The sequence below is a fragment of the Ensifer sp. D2-11 genome (assembly GCF_054161295.1).
This window is the reverse complement of record NZ_CP096433.1, coordinates 3459064-3479308: the sequence shown is the minus strand read 5'-3', so window position 1 is coordinate 3479308 and position 20245 is coordinate 3459064. Positions and strand designations below refer to the sequence as shown.

The window sequence follows — 20245 nt, the reverse complement described above, 5'->3', positions numbered from 1 at the left end:
AGACCACCGGGTCATACGGCTCGCGGCAACATGCAAGGAAGGACGATATGGGGAAGGATAAGGGGCGCGTCATGACGGCTGAGGATCTGCCCTATCGGCCATGTGTCGGCGTCATGGTTCTCAACCGGCAGGGACTTGTCTGGGCCGGGCACCGGCTCGCCGTCGGCAATTCCGAATATGACGGTTCGCCGCAGCTCTGGCAGATGCCGCAAGGCGGCATCGACGAGGGCGAGGACCCGCTCGAGGCCGCCTATCGCGAACTCTACGAGGAGACCGGCATCCGCTCGGTCTCGCTCCTCGCAGAGGCGCCGGACTGGATCAATTACGACCTGCCGTCGCACCTGATCGGGATCGGCCTCAAGGGCAAGTACCGCGGCCAGAGGCAACGCTGGTACGCATTCCGCTTCGAGGGAGACGAAGGCGAGATCGCCATCAACCCGCCGCCCGGCGGCCACGAGCCGGAATTCGACGCCTGGGAATGGAAGCCCATGCACGAACTTCCGGGCTTGATCGTGCCCTTCAAGCGCAAGGCCTATGAAGAGGTCGTCGCTGCGTTTTCGCATTTGGTGCGATGAGAGAAAAGACCGGCATGTCGCCCTCATCCGGCCTGCCGGCCACCTTCTCCCCGCAAGCGGGGCGAAGGGGACAAGCGGCAAACGCCAGGCCTCTTCCGCCGTCGAATGCGGGGCAAGGCAGAGCGGCGTGTCCCTTCTCCCCGCAGGCGGGGAGAAGGTGGCGGCAGCCGGATGAGGGGCTGATTCAATTCGCCGCCCCTTGAGAAGGTTGGAACTTATTCGGCTTCGTCGGCCGAAGCGGCGTTGAGCTGGCCGTATTTTTCCTCACCGATCTTCCGGAGCAGATCGAGCTGTGTTTCGAGGAAGTCTATGTGGCCCTCCTCGTCGGCGAGCAGTTCCTCGAAGAGCTTCATCGAGACGTAATCGCCGGCCGCGTGACAGATGTCGCGGGAATTCTTATACGCCGTGCGCGCGTCGTACTCGCCGGCTAGGTCGGCTTCCAGGACCTCCTTGACGTTCTGACCGATGCGCAGCGGCGCGACCGTCTGCAGATTCGGGTGGCCTTCGAGGAAGATGATGCGGGAGACGAGCTTGTCGGCGTGGTGCATCTCCTCGATCGACTCGGCGCGCTCCTTCTTGGCGAGCAGCGTATAGCCCCAATCTTCGAGAAGGCGGTAATGCAGCCAGTACTGGTTTACGGCACCGAGTTCGAGATAGAGCGCTTCGTTAAGCTGCTCGATGACCTTTGCGTCGCCTTTCAAGATCCGCCCTCCGGTTTTCTTCATGGAATTGTCTGAGGCGGGTCATGAAATCAAATATATCGGCGTCCGTCGAGTCGCGGCGGGCGTGATATTGCTCGGTGGTGCGGATGATGATGTCGACGACATTGGGAAAACAGCCGCAGCAACGGCCGCGTTTTTCCATCGCATGATAGACTTTCGCCGGCACGATCAACTGCCAACAGTCCTCGTCGAGGAGGCCGACGATCGTGTCCTCGATCTCTTTCTCGGTGATGAAATTGCAACTGCAAACCAGCATTTCGTCGTGTCCATCATACGCAACGCTCTGATTTTGCGATAAAGCAAAAGAGGACATTTGCCGTCAACTAAAAACTCTTCTCCATATGGTTGAGGAATGCATTAGAGCGATTCTAAACTTGACGGAAATCATCGCATTTTCATTACATTAGGCGATTCTAAGGAGAGGATTTTTCCTCCATGACTTGTAATTCCGGCAGCGGTGCCTGCGACATTTTTACACAGGGGGCGCCCTGGAGGCCTCAAGCGCAAGGCGACTTCGATGCGCGTAACGACTGGGGCTCAATGAAAATTGCGCCCCTTCGGCATGACCTCCGCTACCTGGGCGGCCGCCTCGCCCTCCGGCGCTGCGCGAGCGGGCAGGCCCAGGCGCAATTGCCGGAGTTTTTTCTTTTCGCGGGCGTCCGCGCTCGGCCGCAAGGCCCCGTCCGCGCGGTCGTTGACGCCGAAACGCCGCGCCTCCCGGCGCAGCAGGCCAAGCATCGGCGTTATATCCTCCAGATGATCGGCGACCACGTGAATGACGCCGCTCTGGTTCTGTAAGCGGCCGCGGACTTTCACAAGCCGCGATCCCATGACCTGCCGCCGGTATTTCTGGAACGTCTTTTCCCAGACGATGATATTGGCGATCCCTGTTTCGTCCTCGATCGTCATGAAGATGACGCCATTGGCAGAGCCCGGCCGCTGCCTGACCAGTACAAGGCCTGCCACCGTCACCCATCTTCCAGTTGCGGTTGCCGCCAGATCCCGGCTGCGCAGGATACCCATTCGCGAAAAATCCTCCCGCATGAAGGAAACGGGGTGCGCCTTCAGGGAGAGCGTCAGGGTGCGATAGTCATGAATGACCTGTTCGCCTGCCGGCATATCGGGAAGAGCGACCTTGGGCTCGATCTGCAGATCGTCGGAACCCGCCCCCTCGAAAAGCGGCAATCGCTCCACCGCCGACTGCTCGTCGAGCGCCTTTACCGCCCAGAGGGCCGCCCGCCGGTCGAGGCCTATCGACCGGAAGGCATCGGCATCCGCAAGACGCTCCAGAACGGAGCGGGAGAGCCCTGATCGAAGCCACAGGTCATGAACGGAGCGGTATCCCTCCCCCCGGCGCGCGACGAGCGCCTTCATATCCGTCTGCTTCAGGCCCTTGACCAGCCGGAAGCCCAGCCGCACGGCCTTCCGGGTTTTGATCACCTCCCGCATGCTGGCGTGGCGCGGGTGGACAGCATTCTTGTCGAAGGCGCCCTCGCCTTCGAGCAGGGCATCCCAATCCGAATGATTGATATCGACCGGCAGCATTCTGACCCCGTGTTCACGGGCATCGCGCACCAGTTGCGCCGGCGCATAGAAACCCATCGGCTGTGCGTTCAGGAGCGCGGCGCAGAAGATGTCCGGATAATAGGTCTTGAGCCAGGCCGAGGCATAGACGAGAGAGGCGAAGGAGGCAGCATGGCTTTCGGGGAAGCCGTATTCGCCGAATCCCTTGATCTGGTTGAAGCAGCGCTCGGCGAATTCCCTCTCGTAGCCATTCGCGACCATGCCCTCCACCATCTTCCGCTCGAAGGTGTGGATCGTACCGGTCCGCTTGAAGGTGGCCATGGCGCGGCGCAGGCGGTCGGCCTCGCTGGGCGAAAAACCGGCCGCTGTGATCGCGATCTGCATCGCCTGCTCCTGGAACAGCGGCACGCCCAGCGTCCTTTCCAGGACCGCCTTCAACTCCGGGCTCGGATAGTTAATAGGCTCCCCTCTTTCCCGCTGGGCTTCGCGCCGCTTCAGATAGGGATGCACCATATTGCCCTGGATGGGACCGGGGCGAACGATCGCTACCTCGATCACCAGATCGTACATTTCGCGCGGCTGCAGGCGCGGCAGCATGCTCATCTGCGCCCGGCTTTCGATCTGGAAGACGCCGACCGTATCGGCGCGGCAGATCATGTCGTAAACCGCGTCCCGATGATCCTGGTAGATTTCGGCCAGCGTTATCGGCTCGCCGTAATGCGCTTCCAGAAGCTTGAAACCCTTGGCAAGGCAGGTCAGCATGCCGAGCGCCAGCACGTCGACCTTCAGTATCTTCAGCTCGTCGAGATCGTCCTTGTCCCATTCGATCATGTAGCGGTCGGGCATGGCCGTGTTCATGATCGGCACGACCTCGTCGAGCCTGTCGCGGGTAATCACGAAGCCGCCCACATGCTGCGAGAGGTGGCGCGGAAAATTCATGAGCAGACTGGCATAGGCAAGCACGCGCCTGGTGAGAGGGTCCGCCGCGTCGAGCCCCGCCCCTTTCGCCTGCTCCTCGGTGAAAGGCGAAGTGCCCCAGCCCCAGATCGAACTGACGAGAGCCGATTGAACGTCTTCCGAAAGGCCGAAGGCCTTGGCGACCTCGCGCCCGGCGGAGCGCGAGCGATAGCTGATCACCGCGGCGGTCAGGCCCGCATGCTCCTTGCCGTAAGTCCTGTAGATATACTGGATCACCTCTTCGCGCCGCTCGTGCTCGAAGTCGACATCGATATCGGGCGGCTCGTCGCGATCCTTCGACAGGAATCGGTCGAACAGCAGGGTGAATTTCTGCGGATCGACGTCGGTGATGCCGAGGCAGAAGCAGACCGAGGAATTGGCCGCCGATCCCCGCCCCTGACAGAGAATATTCACGCTGCGGGCAAATTTCACGAGCTTGTGGACGGTCAGGAAATAAGGCTCGTATTTCTTGTCGTGGATGAGCTCGAGCTCATAGTCGATCTGGCGCATCACCTTTTCCGGCACGCCTTCGGGATAGCGCTCCGCCGCACCTTCCGCGACGAGCCGCCGCAAGCTTTCGGCGGGCGTCTCGCCATCGGCGTTTTCATCCGGATATTGGTGGCTGAGCTCGTCGAGGCTGAAGGCGAGCTCGCGGAAAAATTTCCGGGTATTGGCGATCGCCTCGGGATAGTCGCTGAAAAGCCTGGCCATTTCCCTTGGGCCCTTCAGATGCCTTTCGGCATTCTTCTGCAGAAGGAAACCGGCGCCGGCGATCGGCACATGCTCCCGGATGGAGGTGACGACATCCGCGAGCGGCCTGTAATGCGGGTCGTGATAGAGCGCGTCATTGGTGGCGAGCAACCCGATGCCGGCCTTTCGGGCAATTGCGGCCAGAACGGCAAAATCATGCCGGTCGAAACCGTCATAATGCGGCGCCAGTCCGAGATAGAGCCGGTTGCCCGCATGCTCCTTCAATGTCCCGAGCAGCACTTCCAGGCTCTCCGGTTCCGGCCGCCCTTCGCCTTGCATGACGATCAGAAGAAGCTCCTCCTGCCATTCGAGCAGGTCGGCGAGATGGAGCGTGCAGTCGCCCTTCTTCGAGCGCAGGTTACCGGCGCTGAGCAGGCGGCAGAGATGCCCCCAGCCCCGCCTGTTCTTCGGATAAGCGAGAATGTCCGGCGTGCCGTCGGCAAAAACCAGGCGGGCGCCCGGCTGGAAGGGATAGCCCTCCACCTTCGCCTTGGCATGAGCCCTGACGACGCCGGCGACGCTGTTGCGGTCGGCAATGCCGAGACCGGCAAGCCCCGCCTTCTTGGCGAATACGACCATCTCCTCGGCCGGCGCCGCCCCTTCGAGAAAGGAGAAATTCGTGCGCGCACCGAGCTCGCAGAAGACAGCATCCGCGCTCATGCGAAAACTCCGTGCATGAACCAGCGGGGCGAGGCGGTCTCCCTTCCGTAGAGACCTTCGCGAAACAGCCAGAAGCGGCGGCCCTCCTGATCCTCTATCCGGAAATAATCCCGCGTCGGATGATCCTCCCCGTCGATCCACCATTCGGCGGCGATGCGCTCCGGCCCTTCGGCACGGGCGACGCGGTAGCGGGTCTTGCGCCAGTTGAAGCTGCGCGGCGCACCCTCGGGCACTTCCGCCGTCGCCTCCACCGGTTCGGGATGCGCGAAAATCCGAAGCGGACGGTTCTCGGGGAAAGCCTTCTCTTCAAGGGCAGGCGTCCTCAGGACCGCGGCCACGTCCGTCACGGCGGCAAATCCGCCCGCCCGTTCCGGCAGATGGCTTTCGGCAAGGGTCGCCTGCATCAGGCAACCGGGCCCGAAACGGGCGGAGACCTTGTCGACGAAGGCCGCGAGCGGCTGGCTTTCGTCGGGGGCGCCGGAAAAATCCTGCTGCGCCGGATCGAGCCTTTCGCTTCTGAGGACCGAGAGCCGGACGATTTCGAAACCATATCCGGCATCGAGATCGTCATGAACCGCCTGCAGCCGCTCGCGAAAGAGGGCGGCGATGCGGACGGCATCGTTCAAGGGCACGGCCGCATGGGCTCGAACGCGGAATACCCGGCCGTCGACGCGGAACAGGAGGAGCTCGAAGAGCCGCCCGCCTTCGCCATGTCGCTCCAGCGAGGAGCGGACATCCCTGGCGAGGTGACGGGTCAGTTCGAGAATGTGTTCCTCGTCCTGCAGCGGCTCGGCGAGCCGGCGTTCGGCGGAGAAGCTCGGCACGGGCAGCCGGGGCGAAAGCGGCTCGTCCTCGAAGCCCCTCGCCTGATCGAGCCTGAGGAGAAGGGAGGAGCCGAAGCGGCGGGCGAGCGGCGCCCGCGGCGCTTCGAGAAGGTCGCCGATCTGTTTCAGCCCGACCCGTTCGAGTGCGGCCGCGGTGTCCGCCGGCAATCGCAGCGCGGCGACCGGCAAGGGTGCCAGCACCGGGTCTCCATCCCCGGGCGCAATGACGTCGGCATCGCCGTAACGGGTGACAGCCCAGGAAAGCCCGGCTGCGGAGGAGACGGTCGCCCGCGCCTCGACGCCGAGAGAGAAAAGACGCGACAGGACATCGCTGACGAGCGCCTTTTCGCCGCCATGAAGATGGGCGCAGCCGGTGATGTCGAGGAACAGGCCATCCGTGCCGTCGAGTGCCACGAGCGGCGTATAGCGGTCGCACCAGTCGGCAAGCGCCTCCAGGAAGGCCTGGTCGGCGGCCGGATCGGCGGCGATCACGTCGAGCGAGGGACACATGGCGCGGGCCTCCGCCGCCCCCTGGCCGCGCTTCAGGCCGATACGCTCTGCAAAAGTATCGAGCGCAACGAGCCGCATGGCATTGTCGATCTTGGCGGCGAAGACGACGGGCGGATGGTCAGGACGCCCGCGCGAAAGCCAGGAGGCGCCCCATCGGCTGCGCGCGACGCGGTCGGTCGGCAGATGCGGAAAGTGGATCGACAGGATCCGTTGGCTCATCGTTTGTCTGAAGAGCGGCGCTCCGGCGCTCATCGAGTGAGTAGAAGCGGCGGTCATGGGCGTTCCATTCGAGAAAGATGTCGTCGGAGGCTTGGCGCCTGCTTTTTTCGACAAGGAGGTGAAAGGCGGGATGGCCGATGCTGCCGCAAAGCACCGAACCATCGGGAAGAGGACGTTCGCCGGCCGGTGCCGGCTTGACCTGGAGCCGGAAGAAGGCGCTGCTCGCCTCCTCCTCGCCCGCCTGACGCAAGACGAGAAGAGGCACGCCGCCCGCCCGGGCCCTCACATGCAGACGCCGGCTCTCGCTCAGGGCGAGACAGGCAGGGTTGCCGCGGATTTCCAGAACGACCACGGCGAAGACCGGTACCGAAAGCGCCGTCTCTGCGATCCACAGCGCATCCTTCACCGTGCGCGCCGAAACGAAGAGGAAGCGCTCGGCATCGAGTCCATAGGCCTTGAGGCCCGGCGCATAAGGCTGACCCGCCTCACAGGCAGCAAGCGTCTGGCTGATCCAAAGGACCGGGGCCAGACGGCCATTCTCCTTCTTCTGCCGTTGATAGAGCACCGCAAGCGCCGCCACGAAGCCGGCGGCCGCGCCCGCATCCCGGGTTTCGGCATTGCGGATTTCCATCATGCCCTCGAGCGGCAACCCGCCCTGGAGGACCTCATCGAATTGCGGGACGCCGAGCGGCAGGATCTTGCGGCGCGTGGCCTCCTCCTTGCCGCGGCGAAAGCCGGCAGGGTCGGCCGTCTTGGCCGACCGGACGCATCCCGGCACCCCGCGATCTTCAATCCGCGCAATGGTCTCGCGAAGGGAAAGAACGGTTTGCCGTTGCACGGCGTTTCCGGCCATGACGGTCAGCTCCATCTGCATGTTCATGTTATGTTCTTATGGATTCCAGAGCTGCCCTCAAGAGTCAACAACCAATGTTGAGAATATATTCCTCTTTCTTCTCGGGATAGAATTCATCACTCGAAAAACAAAGGCAAAATCGCTATATGAGGGGCAACAAGGAGTGCCCATGGCCCGCATTGACCAAACCGATGATTGGCGGGAACGCCACGCACCGTCGCTTACCGTATTCGAACAGCTCGCGTTTGAAGCCTACAGCCACCTGCCTGAGGAATTCCGCAAGCTGACGACGGATCTCACGATCGAAATCGCCGACTTTCCAAGCGACGATGTCTTCGAAGACATGGCGCTCGAAACGCCGTTCGACCTGCTGGGCCTGTTCGAAGGCCGCGGCCTCGGTGAACGCTTCACCATGGAAACCGGGGAGTTCCCGAACCGCATCACCCTCTACCGCCGCCCGATCATCGACTACTGGGCCGAAAACGAGGAAACGCTCGGCGATATCATCACCCATGTGCTGATCCACGAGATCGGCCACCATTTCGGCCTGTCGGACGACGACATGGAGCGGATCGAGGAAAGCGTGGAACACGTGGGCGGCTGAGGCCTGTTGAGATTCGGATACCCGCCGCGCCTGCCTGATTTCCTCATCCCTGCGCGCGGGGGCAAGTCCGACCCGAAACGATCCCTACTGCTCCGACAGCTTCATGTCGGGATGATAATCCTTGCCCTCCACTTCCTTCACCACCGCCTGGCCGCACTGCATGTGCTGGGTGTCGGCATTGAAGGCGTAGGTCGGCGGACCGTGCAGCGTCCACCCCTGGTTCAATGCCGCCGTCACCTTGTGGCAGAAGGAGGCATCGTCGGGGCCGGTGAGAAAGCGATAGAGCTTCAAGATTTTGCCTTTCGTTTTTCGATGATGTCCGCCTTGGCGGCGATCTTCATCGCCTGCTCGAGATGGAGGCGCTCGACCATCCGCCCATGAAGGTTGATGACACCCTTTCCGGCATTGTCCGGCAAGGCAAAGGCCTCGATGATCGCGCGCGCCTCCTCGACCGCAGCCTCGTCCGCGGCGAAATGTCGATTGGCCGCATCGATCTGCGCCGGGTGGATCAGCATCTTGCCGTCAAAGCCCATGTCGCGTCCCTGCCGGCACTCCGCCTCGAACCCTTCCGGATCGCGGAAATCGTTGAAGACCGCGTCGATGGCGTCGAGCCCGCTGCCGCGCGCGGCAAGAAGGATCTGCATCAGCCACGGAACGAGATAGGTCCGGCCCGGAAGGGCGGGCACGCCCGTCTCCTTGCGAAGATCGTTCAGCCCGACGACGAAGCAGTCCAGCCGTCCGCCGGAGGTGCGGCCGGTCTCGGCGATCGCCGGCCCGTTCACGACCCCGCGCGGCGTCTCGATCATCGCCCAGAGCCTCAGCTCATCCGGCGCGTCCCTTTCCGAAAGCCAGTCGAGCGCGCCTTGAATATCGGCGGGGCTTTCGACCTTGGGCAGGAGGATGGCATCGGGCCGCGCGGCAAGAGCCGCTGCGAGATCGGCCTCGCCGAAGCCTGAGCCCGCCGCATTGACGCGGATGACCGTTTCGCCCTGCGGCCGGTTGCCGGCAAGATGCCGGACGAGCGCATCGCGCGCCGCAGCCTTGCGGTCCGGCGAGACGGAATCCTCGAGGTCGAAGATCACGGCGTCCGCCGCCAGTTCACGGACCTTGGCGAGTGCGCGCTGATTGTCGGCCGGAACCGAAAGCACCGAGCGGCGCAGCCGCACGGGATGATGGTCGATCGCTCTCATGCCGTTCCCTGTCATGCCGTTCGTTGTGCCTGCCTTTCAACCTTTGCGCAAGCCGAGACGAGCGGACCCTCTTGCAAGCGGCGTGGCCAGCACCCACATGCCGAACAGAAAGGTGACAATCATGCAAAGCATCCGCTCTGTTCTCTTCACGGCCGCCGCCATCACCATCACGCTCGTGGCCTTCGTGTTCACCGCCTCGCTGGCCTTGGCGCTCGCCGGGATCGCCGCCATCATTGCCGTCGGCAGCGCGATCGCCGCCAAGCTCAACGGACGGCCCGTGCAGGCGCGTGCGCGCGCACGCGCCAATCCGGGAAGCACTCCGCGCGAGATGCGGGTATGGAACGACGGGCGCGGGACGATCATCGATCTTTAGAATGGGATTGCCGGAAGCGGGATGAGGCAAGTTGTGAAGCGGTTTTCCGCCCGCCTCCCGCTCCATGAAAGCAGATTCCCCTTCATTTCGGCGCAAAACTGATCTAAACGCTTCTCGAACATTTCCGCTGAAATCGAAGGCCAAGTCATGGACAAGTTCGTCAAGCTCACCGGCGTTGCCGCTCCCCTGCCCGTCGTCAACATCGACACGGACATGATCATTCCGAAGGATTACCTGAAGACGATCAAGCGCACCGGCCTCGGCACGGGGCTTTTCGCCGAGGCGCGCTACAACGAGGACGGCACCCCCAATCCGGACTTCGTCCTCAACAAGCCTGCCTACCAGAACGCCAAGATTCTCGTCGCAGGCGACAATTTCGGCTGCGGCTCCTCGCGCGAGCATGCGCCCTGGGCGCTTCTCGATTTCGGCATCCGCTGCGTCATTTCGACCTCGTTCGCCGACATCTTCTACAACAACTGTTTCAAGAACGGCATCCTGCCCATCGTCGTCAGCCAGGAAGACCTCGACAAGCTGATGGATGACGCCAGCCGCGGCTCCAATGCCATTCTCACGGTCGATCTCGAAGCGCAGGAGATCACCGGTCCGGACGGCGGCTCGATCAAGTTCGAGGTCGATGCCTTCAAGCGCCACTGCCTGCTGAACGGCCTCGACGATATCGGCCTCACGCTCGAAAAGGGCGGTTCCATCGACAATTACGAGAAGGCGACCGCCGCTTCCCGCCCCTGGGCCTGAGCTGCCGGATGACCCGCAAGCTCATCTCGTCCGGCTCGCCTTTCGAAAAGACGGCAGGCTATTCGCGTGCCGTCGCGAAAGGCGACTGGTGCTTCGTCTCCGGCACGACCGGCTACGACTATGCGACCATGACCATGCCGGAAACGGTGGAGGAGCAGGCGCGCAACTGCCTGAAGACGATCGAAGGCGCCCTGAAGGAAGCCGGCTTCTCGCTGTCGGACGTCGTGCGCAACCACTACTACGTCACCGATGCGAGCTTTGCCGACCGCGTCTTCCCGATCTTCGGCGAGACCTTCGGCGAGATCCGCCCGGCCGCAACGATGATCGTCTGCGACCTCATCCGCCCGGAAATGCTGATCGAGATCGAGGTCACGGCGTTTCGGGGATAAGGCAGAACGACGGACAAGGGCTGCCCCCTCACCATGACCCAATCTCCCGCAAGCGGGGCGCGGGGACTGGAAGAGTGCCGCCCATCCCTTCGCCCCGCTTGCGGGGAGAAGGTCGCGGCAGCGGGATGAGGGGCCGCCTAGACGCCGTCGAATCCTTTTTCATTGACCGCGCGGTCCTCCTCGCGCTATCAAATGATCCGTGGTGATTTGGCCGGCCGGCTTGCAGCCACGTTAAAGAAGTCGCTAAAGGGCCGAGGGAACAATGGATTTCCGAGGACCGGTCGCGATCGTTTCGCCGCCGGTTTTTTTGTATTCGATCGAGTGGACGCCCATGCCCATCAAGATACCCGATACGCTGCCCGCCTTCGAAACTCTCGTTCACGAGGGTGTGCGGCTGATGACCGAGACCGAGGCGATCCGCCAGGACATCCGGCCGCTGCAGATCGGGCTTTTGAACCTCATGCCCAACAAGATCAAGACCGAGATCCAGATGGCGCGGCTGATCGGCGCCACGCCGCTTCAGGTCGAATTGACGCTGGTCCGCGTCAATGGCCACCGGCCGAAGAATACGCCCGAAGAGCATCTGCTCGCCTTCTACGAGACCTTCGAGGAGGTGGAGGCCCGCAAGTTCGACGGCTTCATCATCACCGGCGCGCCGATCGAGACGCTCGAATACGAAGAGGTCACCTACTGGAAGGAGTTGCAGCGCATCTTCGACTGGACGACGACCAACGTCCATTCGACGCTGAACGTCTGCTGGGGCGGGATGGCTGCGATCTACCATTTCCACGGGGTTCCGAAATATCCGTTGAAGGAAAAGGCCTTCGGCGTCTACCGCCATCAGAACTTGCAGCCCTCTTCGGTCTATCTGAACGGCTTTTCCGACGATTTCGCCGTTCCCGTTTCGCGCTGGACCGAGGTGCGCCGCGCCGATATCGACCGGGTGCCGGATCTCGAAATCCTGATGGAATCCAAGGAAGTGGGCGTCTGCCTCGTACACGAGAAGAAAGGCAACCGGCTCTACATGTTCAATCACGTCGAATATGATTCGACGTCCCTGTCGGAGGAATATTTCCGCGACGTCGATGCCGGCGTGCCGATCAAGCTGCCGCACGACTATTTCCCCCACAATGACTCCGCACTTCCGCCGCAGAACCGCTGGCGCAGCCATGCACATCTCTTCTTCGGCAACTGGATCAACGAGATCTACCAGACGACGCCCTACGAGCTGGCGAAGATCGGAACCGGAGAGCGTTGAAGCAAAAAGTATGACTTTCCGGTTGCCGCCTGGGCGGAAATGCAGCAGGTTGACGCCGACTCGCGGAAATGGGGAGATGCATGGGAACAGACACGGAAATCTTCGGCCACCTGCCCTCCGGCGAGCCCGTACAGCGCCTGACGCTTAAGGGCGGCGGGCTGACGGCGTCGGTGATCACCTGGGGCTCGGTCATACAGGATTTGCGGCTCGAAGGACATGCAGCCCCGCTCGTGCTCGGCTTCGAGGATTTCGAAAGCTATCCGGCCCATTCCTCCTATTTCGGCGCCACGCCCGGCCGCAACGCCAACCGTATCGGCGGTGGCCGCTTCGCGCTCGAAGGCAAGGCCTATCAACTCGAGCTCAACGAGAACGGCGCCACGCATCTCCACGGCGGCAGCGACAATATCGGCAAGCGCAACTGGTCGATCCGCAGGCAGGTCGAAGACAGCGTAACGCTCGAGATCACCGATCCGGACGGCCGTGCCGGCTACCCGGGCAATTGCACGATCACCTGCACCTATACGCTGAAACCGGGCGGCACGCTCAACGTCGTCTACGAAACTGAGACCGACGCGCCGACCCTCGCCAATGTCTGCCAGCACAGCTATTTCAACCTCGACGGCGGCTCGGACGCATTCGGCCACGACATCATGATTGCGGCAGACCACTACCTGCCCACCGACGAGCGGCAGATTCCGACGGGCGAGATCCGCCCCGTCGCCGGCACCGCCTTCGATCTGCGCGAAATGACCTCGCTTGGAAGGCAGCTGGACGGCGGCGGAATCGCCTACGACCACAATTTCTGCCTCTCGCCGGAGCGCGTGCAGAAGCGCTCCGTGGCGCTCGTACGCAGCATCAATTCCGGTGTGTCGCTGGAAGTGCTGACGACGGAGCCCGGCGTGCAGCTCTATACCGGAGAAAAGCTCGACGTACCGGTCCCCGGCCTCGAAAGCCGCCGTTACGGCCCCTTCGCCGGCTTCTGCCTCGAAACGCAGATATGGCCCGATGCGGTGAACCACAAAGGTTTCCCGAATGCGGTGCTGAGACCGGGCGAAACGCTCCGGCAGGAAACGGACTACGTTTTCACGAAGAACTGAAGCAAGGCAGAGGCCGTTGGAGCACGTTCAGTTCACCGTTTCATCGAACAGTGAAACGCTCCATCCCGCCGCTAATCGACGCCGCCTTCCACCGGCAGCGCGATACAGGTGACGAATTCGGCTGCGGGCGAGGAAAGAAAGAGAATCTCAGCGTTTCAGCGCCTGGATCGGACTTGACAAACCCCGCCTATGTTACGTTATTACGTTTATAAAGTGAAATGTAATAACGTATCCATGAAGCCGGAACATAGCCCCCGGCCGTCCATGCGACAGTGAGGTTCTCGCCAATGCCCGATCAGCTTGCCCCTACCCCCGTCACCGTCCTTACCGGCTATCTCGGAGCAGGAAAGACCACGCTTCTCAACCGCATCCTCTCCGAGCCGCATGGCAAGAAATTCGCGGTCATCGTCAACGAGTTCGGCGAGGTCGGCATCGATAACGACCTCATCGTCGATGCCGACGAGGAGGTGTTCGAAATGAACAATGGCTGCATCTGCTGCACGGTGCGCGGAGACCTGATCCGCATCATCGAAGCGCTGATGCGCAGGCGCGAGCGGTTCGACGGCATCCTGATAGAGACGACGGGCCTCGCCGACCCCGCGCCGGTCGCCCAGACTTTCTTCGTCGACGAGAATGTCCGCTCCAAGACACGGCTCGACTCCATCATTACCGTTGTCGATGCCCAGCACCTTCTCGGCGAGATCGACCGCGCACATGAAGCGCAGGAGCAATTGGCCTTCGCCGACACGATCATCCTCAACAAGACCGATCTCGTATCGCCCGAAGGCCTGCAGGCCGTGGAGGATCGCATCCGCCGCATCAATCCGACCGCCGGCATCCTCAAGACGCAGCGCTGCAATCTCGAGATCGCCAGCCTGCTCGATCGCAATGCCTTCGATCTCGACCGCATTCTCGAGGTCGAGCCCGACTTTCTCGAAGCGGACCACGATCACGAGCATGACGACCATGTCGCCAGTTTTTCACTGGTCGAACGCCGACCCGTAGACCCGGAAAAATTCTTCCGCTGGCTCCAGACGACCGCCCGGGCCTTCGGCACGGACATGCTGCGGATGAAGGGCATCATCGCCTTTGCCGGCGACACCGACCGCTATGTCGTCCAAGGCGTCCACATGCTGGTGGAAGGCGACCACCAGCGCCCCTGGAAGGAGGGCGAAGAGCGCGTCTCGCGCCTCGTCTTCATCGGCCGCAACCTTCCGAAGGACGTCATCACCGACGGCTTCATGGCATGCTGCGCGAACCCGGCCGTCGTGGGATAGTCGTCAGCTTAGCACGATGCCGCCGTCGACATTCAGCGTCTGGCCGGTCACGAAAGCCGCATCGTCCGAAGCAAAGAAGGCCACCGCACCGACAACATCCTCGGGATCGCCGATGCGACGCATGGCGGTTTTGTCCTGCCAATTCTTCCTGACCGCGGGATCGTCGAGATTGACCCGCCCCATATCGGTGAGAATGATCCCGGGGCACACGCAGTTGGCGGTGATCCCGTCAGCGCCCACTTCCTGGGCCAGTACGCGCGTGAAGCCCATCACCGCAGCCTTGGATGCGGAATAGTGGGCCTGTTCCGGTGCGCCATGCTTGCCTCCGATCGAGGCGATGTTGACAATGCGCCCATATCTGCGCGCCTTCATCATAGGCAGAACGGCCTGGACGACCAGGAAAGTTCCCTTGGCATTCACGTCCATGACACTGTCCCAGTATTCCTCCTTGAGGCCTTCGACATCTCCCGCAATCAATATTCCGGCATTGTTGACCACGGCATCGAGATGGCCGAAGGCGTCACCGACGGCTTTCGCCATCGCCGTCACATCGGCTTTGCTGCTGACATCGGCGCAGACCGTCAGCACGCGCCGGCCCAGCGTCTCAATCTCTTTCGCCACACCGGCGAGCGCATCCTTCTGCCGCTCGATATCGTTGATGACGACTTCATAGCCGCGCTGCGCGAGGCCGATGGCAATGGCGCGGCCGATACCGCGGCTTGCGCCTGTTACGAGCGCGGTACGGTTGGAAGCAGTCATTGGATCCTCCAGTCTTAAAGAGCGGTGTAGCCGCCGTCGATCGTCAACACCGTACCGGTGATGTAGCTTGACGCGTCGGTGGCAAGAAAAAGCACGGCATTGGCGATCTCGTACGGCTCACCTAGGCGTCCCATGGGCGTCATCCGCATCCAGGTGTCGAACCATTCGGGATTGCTGCGGCCCCGCAGCGTCAGTTCGGTAGCGACATAGCCTGGAGCGACCGCATTGACGCGCACACCGCTCTTCGCCCATTCGACCGCAAGCGATTTCGTCAGCAGGTTCACGCCCGCCTTGGCGGCATTGTAGGAAACCTGGGGCTGCGGATAGACGGTCACCTCGCCGCAGATGGAAGAGATGTTGACCATCGAACCGCGGCCGGCCGCCACCATGCGCTTGCCGAAAGTCTGGGCGCAATGGAAGACGCCGCCGAGATCGATGTCGATCACCGATTTCCAGTCGTCGAGACTCATCTCCGCGGCGGGCGCGTTGCGAACGATTCCGGCATTGTTGACCAGAACGTCGACGGCGCCATGCACCTGATAGATGCTGTCGACGGCCTGAGCGACGGCTACCGGGTCGGTCACGTCCAGCGACACGAAAGCGCCTTTACCTCCGGCCGCCTCGATGGCCGCCACAGCCATCTTGCCCTCTGCTTCGTCGCGATCGGCAATGACGACATGCGCGCCGGCCAAAGCCAGCCGTTCGGCGATCGCCCGTCCAATGCCCCGAGCAGCGCCCGTTACGACGGCACGCCGGCCGTCCAGCCTGAAGTCAGCGTCACTCATCGGGCATTGCCCCCCTGCTCCCGCACCGACTTCAGCGCAGGATAGAGCGCGCGGTACTGCTGATAGATGTCGTCGTAGAGTGCTGCTTCGCGCGGGCGCGGCTCGATGCGCTTGCCGGGCCGCACCATCGCCGAAATGCCCTCGTCGATACTGGAGAAATAACCGGCTCCGTGCGCCGCAAGCACGGCGGCACCTACGGAGGGCGCATCGCGCGATGCCGGCACGCAGACCGGGAGACCCGCAGTGTCGGCATGGATCTGAAGCCATAGATCGGATGCGCCGGCGCCGCCGCCGACCGTTATCTCGGTGCCGCGATAGCCGGCGTCGGCCATGGCGTCGAGGATCGCACGCGTGCCGAAGCCGATGCCTTCCATGATGCCGCGGAAAATATGATGCGGCTCGTGGGCAAGGGTGAGCCCGACGATCGCGCCGCGCGAGAACGCATCGGTATAGGGGGTGCGGTTTCCCTGGAAATGGTCCTGTACCAGGAGCCCGTCGCAACCGGGCTCGAGCTCGGCCGCCTTGCGGTTCAGTTCGTCGAGGTCCATCGTCCCGTTCATCAGCCTGCCGAGCCAGGCGATAATCGAACCGGTGGAGGTCTGTCCGCCTTCGACGATGTAGCGGTCCGGATAAACGCAATCACGATAAGTGCCCCACACACCGGGTGCATGAATGGCCGTTTCCGTGACGCCGAACTGCAGATGTGAGGAGCCGGTAATCAACGCGAGCTGCCCGGGCCTGGCGACCCCCAGCCCGATCATGCCGATCAGGGCATCCGCTCCGCCCTGGACCAGTTTGACCTTGGTGGAGAGACCGAGCTCCTGTGCGGCGGCCGGCGAGAGGGTTCCGACGACGCCACCGGGCGCGACGACGCGCTGGGGCCATTTGTCGAGCAACGCCGAAAGGCCGAGCTTGCCGACGAGCGTCTTGGCCCAGCCGCCGCGATCCGTCTGATAGTGCCAGCGCAGCGTCACATTGTTGAGGCTTGCCGCCCGCTCCCCGGTCAGCCTCAGAGTCATGAAATCCTGATACTCGCAGATCGTATGCGCTTTCTCGAATGTCTCGGGCTCGTTGCGCGCGATCCACAATGCCTTCGGGATCATCCATTCAGCCGAAACCGGCCCACGACCGCCGCCGTTGGAGATGAGGGCCCCGTCGCCCGTTGCGAGCACCGCATCCGCCTCGTCGCTGGCGCGCACATCCATCCAGATGATCGCCGGCCTGAGCGCCCTGCCGTCCCGGTCGAGCGCGACCACGGTGCAGCTCGTCGTCGCAAGCGTGATCGCCTCGATTGCGGCCAGATCAACGCCTGCCTCCGAAATTGTCCGGTGCGATGCTTCGACGAAAGCGCTCCACCAGTCCTCGGGATTCTGTTCGGCGCGCGCGCCAGCCGAAAACTTCGTCTCGTAAGGGACGGCAGCGCTGCCGAGGCAATTGCCGGTGAGATCGTAGAGGCGCGCCCGAAGGCTCTCGGTGCCGCCGTCTGCGGTCAGGAAATAGGCCATTTCATTCTCCTCCCACGCACCCTTACGGGGCAGCCACATCCATCACTGAAGCGCCCGCATGATCTCCAGAGCCTTTGCGCCATACATCACGGCCGGACCACCGCCCATCTCCACGGCGATCTCCAGGGCCTCGACCAGTTCAGCCTCCTTGGCACCGTGCCTGAGTGCGGCATCCACATGGTAGAGAATGCACTCCTCGCACCCTTTCGACACTGCGATTGCCACCGCCATCAGCTCCTTTTGCGCCGAGGTGAAACTGCCGGACGCAGCCGCAACCTTGCTCACCCGTGCAAAGCCGCCGAAGAGTTCAGGGCTTGCTTTTGCCAGCGCACCGATCCGGCGCTGCGCCTCCTTCAGTTTCTCCGATACTTCGCTCACGGCACTTCTCCCTTGGAAAGCAGGATTTCAAGGACGTCCTTCGGCTGGTCCCATTGCGGCATATGGCCGGACCGGGACAGGAGATGGATCGCGACCCGCGGCGGCAAGGCCAGGACATGCCGCCACGGAATGATCCTGTCTTCGAGGCCGAAGAGCACCCGGACGGGCGTCGAAGCAACGAGTTTCTGAAGAGCCATAAGGCTGTCCACCCTCTGACCGGAGGGTCCTGCCACGGAATCGGCAAGCGCGGTAAGCCTGCCTCTGGCGAGGTCAGCGGCGATCGCTTCCAGTGCAGCTTCCGAAAGCTCGATGCCGTTGACGGACAACCGGCGCAGGAGATGGGCCACTTCGCCGCTCGCCCGGGCGCCAGCCATGCCATGAACGAAGCCGGTATCGATTTCGGAACCGATGCCGGCAGGAGCAATCAGCGACAGCGACCTGACGCGGCGCGGTTCAGAACCTGCAAGCCCAAGGGCAGCGACCGCCCCAAGCGAATGCGCGACGATGTCCACCTCGGCGACATCGAGCGCGTCAAGGAATTCGACAAGATCGGCGGACAAATCGGAAGGCGACGTAGCTTCGATAGCCGTCAACCCATGGCCGGGAAGATCCGGCGCGATGACGCGCTTGCCCGCTCGCTTGAGGCCCGCAAGGACTACGGCCCAGGTCGTCCGGTCACCCGAAAAGCCATGAAGGAGCAGCACGGCGTCGCCGGCAGCCTTGCCACTGTCCAGATAAGCCATGCGACCGCGCCGAAGCGACGCATAGCTGACGTCCGCAGCAACCGGCATCGCGGATGGAACGGATTTACCGGCAACGGCGACCAGTACGTCATCCTTCTCGATGCGGCCGCGCCGGCCGGTGCCGCTTATGAAGCCTATGTCGAGTCCGTGGCGGCGCGCAATCCTGCGTGCGAGGGGGGTCGCGCGAACGCGGTCAGCCGGGCGCGAGATACCATCCACGCGCGGCTCTTTCGCGGTATTCGCGGTCGATCCGGCCGGCACTTCGGATGCCGTTGCGGCTTCGGTCTCCAGTTCCGCATCGGAACCGTCCTCGGCGGTCCAGTCGGGACCTGAGCCGATATCGATGCGCGCAAGCGCCTTGCCGACCTCGATCATGTCCCCGATTTCAACAAGGACCTCCTTGAGCCTGCCGTCGCCAAGCGCCGGGAATTCGGCGATTGTCTTGTCGGTCTCGATCTCGATGATCGGGTCTCCGCGGCTGAAGCTGTCCCCCGGCTTGATCAGCCAGCCGACAATCTTGCCCTCTTCCATCGTCTCGCCGAGGCGGGGCATTTTGAGGATGCGTTCGCTCATGCCGTCATTCTCGCCGCAACATCGGCAATCGTTCTTGCGGAAGGCACGCTGCCGGACTCGAGTTCCTGCGAGACGGAGATCGGGATATCTTCGCCGGCCACGCGCACGACGGGCTGTTCCAGAAAATCGAAACACTCCTCGGAGATGCGGGCGGCAAGCTCGGCAGCAACGCCGGAGGTCATCACGCCTTCGCTCACCACCATCGCCTTGCCTACGCGCTCGACATGTTCGCGCACCGTATCGAAATCCAGCGGGTTCAGCGTCCGAAGATCGATGACTGTCGCTTCGATCCCTTTCCTGGCGAGTGCGTCAGCCGCTTCCAATGCGTAGAACACCTGTCGGGAATAGGTGACAATGACGAGATCGTCACCCTTGCGGCGAACGGCCGCCTTACCCCAAGGCAACGAATCCGCGTCGAGATCGACTTCTTCCTTGCGGGTATAGAGAGCCTTATGCTCGATGAAGACCACCGGATCGGGCTTGGTCAGGCTCTGGCGCAGCAGATGATAGGCGTCGGCGACCGTTGCCGGCATGGCGAGCCGAAGACCGGGCGTGTGCATCACCCAGGCTTCGAGGCTCTGCGAGTGCTGTGCGCCGGCGGAGCGACCGGTACCGCCCTGGGTTCTGAGCACCATGGGTACGCCGATCTGGCCACCGAACATGTACCGGATCTTAGCCGCCTGATTGGCGAGCTGATCCATGGTCATGCCCAGAAAGTCGATATACATCAGCTCCGCGACCGGGCGCAGGCCCGTCATCGCCGCGCCGACGGCGGCGCCGACGATGGCGGGCTCGGAGATCGGCGTGTCGATCAAGCGATCCGGCCCATGTATCTTGATGAGATCCTTGGTTACCCCGTACGCGCCGCCATAGCGGCCCACTTCCTCGCCGATCACGACGATGGAACTGTCTTCCGTCATCGCATCGTCCAGCGCCTTGCGGAGCGCGTCTCTATACGTCATCGAAA

Annotated in this window: 21 protein-coding genes and 1 riboswitch; of the genes, 8 read left to right on the top strand and 13 right to left on the bottom strand. The window is 62.8% G+C overall.

Annotated features, from left to right (window positions below; genetic code table 11):
* The first annotated feature begins 47 nt into the window (after window positions 1–47).
* A complete protein-coding gene (locus tag M1D34_RS16570) occupies window positions 48–575 on the top strand; it encodes an RNA pyrophosphohydrolase (RefSeq protein WP_027992467.1) in 528 nt (175 codons plus the stop codon).
* 215 nt (window positions 576–790) lie between these two features.
* On the opposite strand, the gene bfr is transcribed toward M1D34_RS16570, so the two are convergent.
* The 5 genes from bfr to M1D34_RS16545 form a co-directional block, all read right to left on the bottom strand.
* A complete protein-coding gene (bfr, locus tag M1D34_RS16565) occupies window positions 791–1276 on the bottom strand; it encodes a bacterioferritin (RefSeq protein WP_003531268.1) in 486 nt (161 codons plus the stop codon).
* A complete protein-coding gene (locus tag M1D34_RS16560; protein WP_003531270.1) occupies window positions 1242–1553 on the bottom strand; it encodes a (2Fe-2S)-binding protein in 312 nt (103 codons plus the stop codon). The genes bfr and M1D34_RS16560 overlap by 35 nt, the downstream gene beginning before the upstream one ends.
* Window positions 1554–1834: 281 nt before the next feature.
* The gene (locus tag M1D34_RS16555) at window positions 1835–5188 is read right to left on the bottom strand and encodes an error-prone DNA polymerase (protein WP_498779960.1); all 3354 of its coding nucleotides are present in this window, start codon (window positions 5186–5188) and stop codon (window positions 1835–1837) included.
* The gene (locus tag M1D34_RS16550; RefSeq protein WP_164819173.1) at window positions 5185–6741 is read right to left on the bottom strand and encodes a DUF6504 family protein; all 1557 of its coding nucleotides are present in this window, start codon (window positions 6739–6741) and stop codon (window positions 5185–5187) included. The genes M1D34_RS16555 and M1D34_RS16550 overlap by 4 nt, the downstream gene beginning before the upstream one ends.
* Window positions 6641–7621, bottom strand: coding sequence for an ImuA family protein (locus M1D34_RS16545; protein WP_017266097.1), 981 nt, complete (start codon window positions 7619–7621; stop codon window positions 6641–6643). The genes M1D34_RS16550 and M1D34_RS16545 overlap by 101 nt, the downstream gene beginning before the upstream one ends.
* A 142-nt stretch (window positions 7622–7763) precedes the next feature.
* On the opposite strand from M1D34_RS16545, the gene M1D34_RS16540 reads away from it, so the two are divergent.
* Window positions 7764–8198 carry a metallopeptidase family protein gene (locus tag M1D34_RS16540; protein WP_003531284.1) on the top strand — a complete coding sequence of 145 codons (435 nt, stop codon included), beginning with the start codon at window positions 7764–7766 and terminating at the stop codon, window positions 8196–8198.
* Window positions 8199–8282: 84 nt separating this feature from the next.
* Here M1D34_RS16540 and M1D34_RS16535 read toward each other — a convergent pair whose 3' ends face one another.
* Together M1D34_RS16535 and M1D34_RS16530 are read right to left on the bottom strand one after the other, a co-directional pair.
* On the bottom strand, window positions 8283–8489 hold the full coding sequence (locus M1D34_RS16535) for a DUF1737 domain-containing protein (protein WP_003531285.1): 207 nt from the start codon (window positions 8487–8489) through the stop codon (window positions 8283–8285).
* Window positions 8486–9388 carry an HpcH/HpaI aldolase/citrate lyase family protein gene (locus tag M1D34_RS16530; protein WP_003531287.1) on the bottom strand — a complete coding sequence of 301 codons (903 nt, stop codon included), beginning with the start codon at window positions 9386–9388 and terminating at the stop codon, window positions 8486–8488. Before M1D34_RS16530 ends, M1D34_RS16535 begins: the two co-directional genes overlap by 4 nt.
* Window positions 9389–9509: 121 nt before the next feature.
* Between M1D34_RS16530 and M1D34_RS16525 the strand changes: the two genes are divergently transcribed.
* The 6 genes from M1D34_RS16525 to M1D34_RS16500 all read left to right on the top strand — a co-directional run bounded on the left by M1D34_RS16525 (window position 9510) and on the right by M1D34_RS16500 (window position 14535).
* Window positions 9510–9761 carry a hypothetical protein gene (locus M1D34_RS16525; protein WP_027992471.1) on the top strand — a complete coding sequence of 84 codons (252 nt, stop codon included), beginning with the start codon at window positions 9510–9512 and terminating at the stop codon, window positions 9759–9761.
* A gap of 147 nt (window positions 9762–9908) precedes the next feature.
* Complete coding sequence (leuD, locus tag M1D34_RS16520; protein WP_003531292.1) at window positions 9909–10514, top strand: 3-isopropylmalate dehydratase small subunit; 606 nt, start codon at window positions 9909–9911, stop codon at window positions 10512–10514.
* 8 nt (window positions 10515–10522) lie between these two features.
* Window positions 10523–10903, top strand: coding sequence for a RidA family protein (locus M1D34_RS16515; RefSeq protein WP_003531294.1), 381 nt, complete (start codon window positions 10523–10525; stop codon window positions 10901–10903).
* Window positions 10904–11092: 189 nt separating this feature from the next.
* Window positions 11093–11170, top strand: a riboswitch (SAM riboswitch).
* Window positions 11166–12161 carry a homoserine O-acetyltransferase MetA gene (gene metA / locus M1D34_RS16510; RefSeq protein WP_027993241.1) on the top strand — a complete coding sequence of 332 codons (996 nt, stop codon included), beginning with the start codon at window positions 11166–11168 and terminating at the stop codon, window positions 12159–12161. Its footprint overlaps the riboswitch before it by 5 nt.
* A gap of 80 nt (window positions 12162–12241) precedes the next feature.
* Window positions 12242–13258 (top strand): aldose epimerase family protein, encoded by a 1017-nt coding sequence (locus M1D34_RS16505; RefSeq protein ID WP_498779955.1) that lies wholly within the window; start codon window positions 12242–12244, stop codon window positions 13256–13258.
* A 287-nt stretch (window positions 13259–13545) separates the two neighbouring features.
* Entirely contained in the window at window positions 13546–14535 is a 990-nt protein-coding gene (locus M1D34_RS16500; protein ID WP_498779953.1) for a CobW family GTP-binding protein, read from the top strand.
* A 3-nt stretch (window positions 14536–14538) separates the two neighbouring features.
* Here M1D34_RS16500 and M1D34_RS16495 read toward each other — a convergent pair whose 3' ends face one another.
* From M1D34_RS16495 to M1D34_RS16470, 6 genes are read right to left on the bottom strand one after another with little or no spacing between them, the layout of a single operon-like run.
* Window positions 14539–15294, bottom strand: a complete 756-nt coding sequence (locus M1D34_RS16495) for an SDR family NAD(P)-dependent oxidoreductase (RefSeq protein ID WP_498779951.1) — start codon at window positions 15292–15294, stop codon at window positions 14539–14541.
* Window positions 15295–15308: 14 nt separating this feature from the next.
* Entirely contained in the window at window positions 15309–16079 is a 771-nt protein-coding gene (locus M1D34_RS16490; protein WP_027993238.1) for an SDR family NAD(P)-dependent oxidoreductase, read from the bottom strand.
* On the bottom strand, window positions 16076–17584 hold the full coding sequence (locus tag M1D34_RS16485) for an FGGY-family carbohydrate kinase (protein WP_498779949.1): 1509 nt from the start codon (window positions 17582–17584) through the stop codon (window positions 16076–16078). Before M1D34_RS16485 ends, M1D34_RS16490 begins: the two co-directional genes overlap by 4 nt.
* 42 nt (window positions 17585–17626) lie before the next feature.
* Complete coding sequence (locus tag M1D34_RS16480) at window positions 17627–17962, bottom strand: carboxymuconolactone decarboxylase family protein (protein WP_107608534.1); 336 nt, start codon at window positions 17960–17962, stop codon at window positions 17627–17629.
* Entirely contained in the window at window positions 17959–19278 is a 1320-nt protein-coding gene (locus M1D34_RS16475; protein WP_107608535.1) for an acetoin dehydrogenase dihydrolipoyllysine-residue acetyltransferase subunit, read from the bottom strand. Before M1D34_RS16475 ends, M1D34_RS16480 begins: the two co-directional genes overlap by 4 nt.
* On the bottom strand, window positions 19275–20240 hold the full coding sequence (locus M1D34_RS16470; RefSeq protein WP_234705320.1) for an alpha-ketoacid dehydrogenase subunit beta: 966 nt from the start codon (window positions 20238–20240) through the stop codon (window positions 19275–19277). Before M1D34_RS16470 ends, M1D34_RS16475 begins: the two co-directional genes overlap by 4 nt.
* Window positions 20241–20245: the final 5 nt, after the last annotated feature.

Excerpts from the sequence above, each read along its gene's own strand:
- M1D34_RS16515 (WP_003531294.1), top strand. The coding sequence starts at position 10,523 with ATGACCCGCAAGCTCATCTCGTCCGGCTCGCCTTTCGAAAAGACGGCA.
- M1D34_RS16495 (WP_498779951.1), bottom strand. The coding sequence starts at position 15,294 with ATGACTGCTTCCAACCGTACCGCGCTCGTAACAGGCGCAAGCCGCGGT.
- M1D34_RS16525 (WP_027992471.1), top strand. The coding sequence starts at position 9,510 with ATGCAAAGCATCCGCTCTGTTCTCTTCACGGCCGCCGCCATCACCATC.
- M1D34_RS16560 (WP_003531270.1), bottom strand. The coding sequence starts at position 1,553 with ATGCTGGTTTGCAGTTGCAATTTCATCACCGAGAAAGAGATCGAGGAC.
- M1D34_RS16470 (WP_234705320.1), bottom strand. The coding sequence starts at position 20,240 with ATGACGTATAGAGACGCGCTCCGCAAGGCGCTGGACGATGCGATGACG.
- M1D34_RS16570 (WP_027992467.1), top strand. The coding sequence starts at position 48 with ATGGGGAAGGATAAGGGGCGCGTCATGACGGCTGAGGATCTGCCCTAT.
- M1D34_RS16540 (WP_003531284.1), top strand. The coding sequence starts at position 7,764 with ATGGCCCGCATTGACCAAACCGATGATTGGCGGGAACGCCACGCACCG.
- M1D34_RS16500 (WP_498779953.1), top strand. The coding sequence starts at position 13,546 with ATGCCCGATCAGCTTGCCCCTACCCCCGTCACCGTCCTTACCGGCTAT.
- M1D34_RS16505 (WP_498779955.1), top strand. The coding sequence starts at position 12,242 with ATGGGAACAGACACGGAAATCTTCGGCCACCTGCCCTCCGGCGAGCCC.
- M1D34_RS16475 (WP_107608535.1), bottom strand. The coding sequence starts at position 19,278 with ATGAGCGAACGCATCCTCAAAATGCCCCGCCTCGGCGAGACGATGGAA.
- M1D34_RS16490 (WP_027993238.1), bottom strand. The coding sequence starts at position 16,079 with ATGAGTGACGCTGACTTCAGGCTGGACGGCCGGCGTGCCGTCGTAACG.
- M1D34_RS16555 (WP_498779960.1), bottom strand. The coding sequence starts at position 5,188 with ATGAGCGCGGATGCTGTCTTCTGCGAGCTCGGTGCGCGCACGAATTTC.
- leuD (WP_003531292.1), top strand. The coding sequence starts at position 9,909 with ATGGACAAGTTCGTCAAGCTCACCGGCGTTGCCGCTCCCCTGCCCGTC.
- M1D34_RS16550 (WP_164819173.1), bottom strand. The coding sequence starts at position 6,741 with ATGAGCCAACGGATCCTGTCGATCCACTTTCCGCATCTGCCGACCGAC.
- M1D34_RS16530 (WP_003531287.1), bottom strand. The coding sequence starts at position 9,388 with ATGAGAGCGATCGACCATCATCCCGTGCGGCTGCGCCGCTCGGTGCTT.
- metA (WP_027993241.1), top strand. The coding sequence starts at position 11,166 with ATGGATTTCCGAGGACCGGTCGCGATCGTTTCGCCGCCGGTTTTTTTG.
- M1D34_RS16545 (WP_017266097.1), bottom strand. The coding sequence starts at position 7,621 with ATGAACATGCAGATGGAGCTGACCGTCATGGCCGGAAACGCCGTGCAA.
- M1D34_RS16485 (WP_498779949.1), bottom strand. The coding sequence starts at position 17,584 with ATGGCCTATTTCCTGACCGCAGACGGCGGCACCGAGAGCCTTCGGGCG.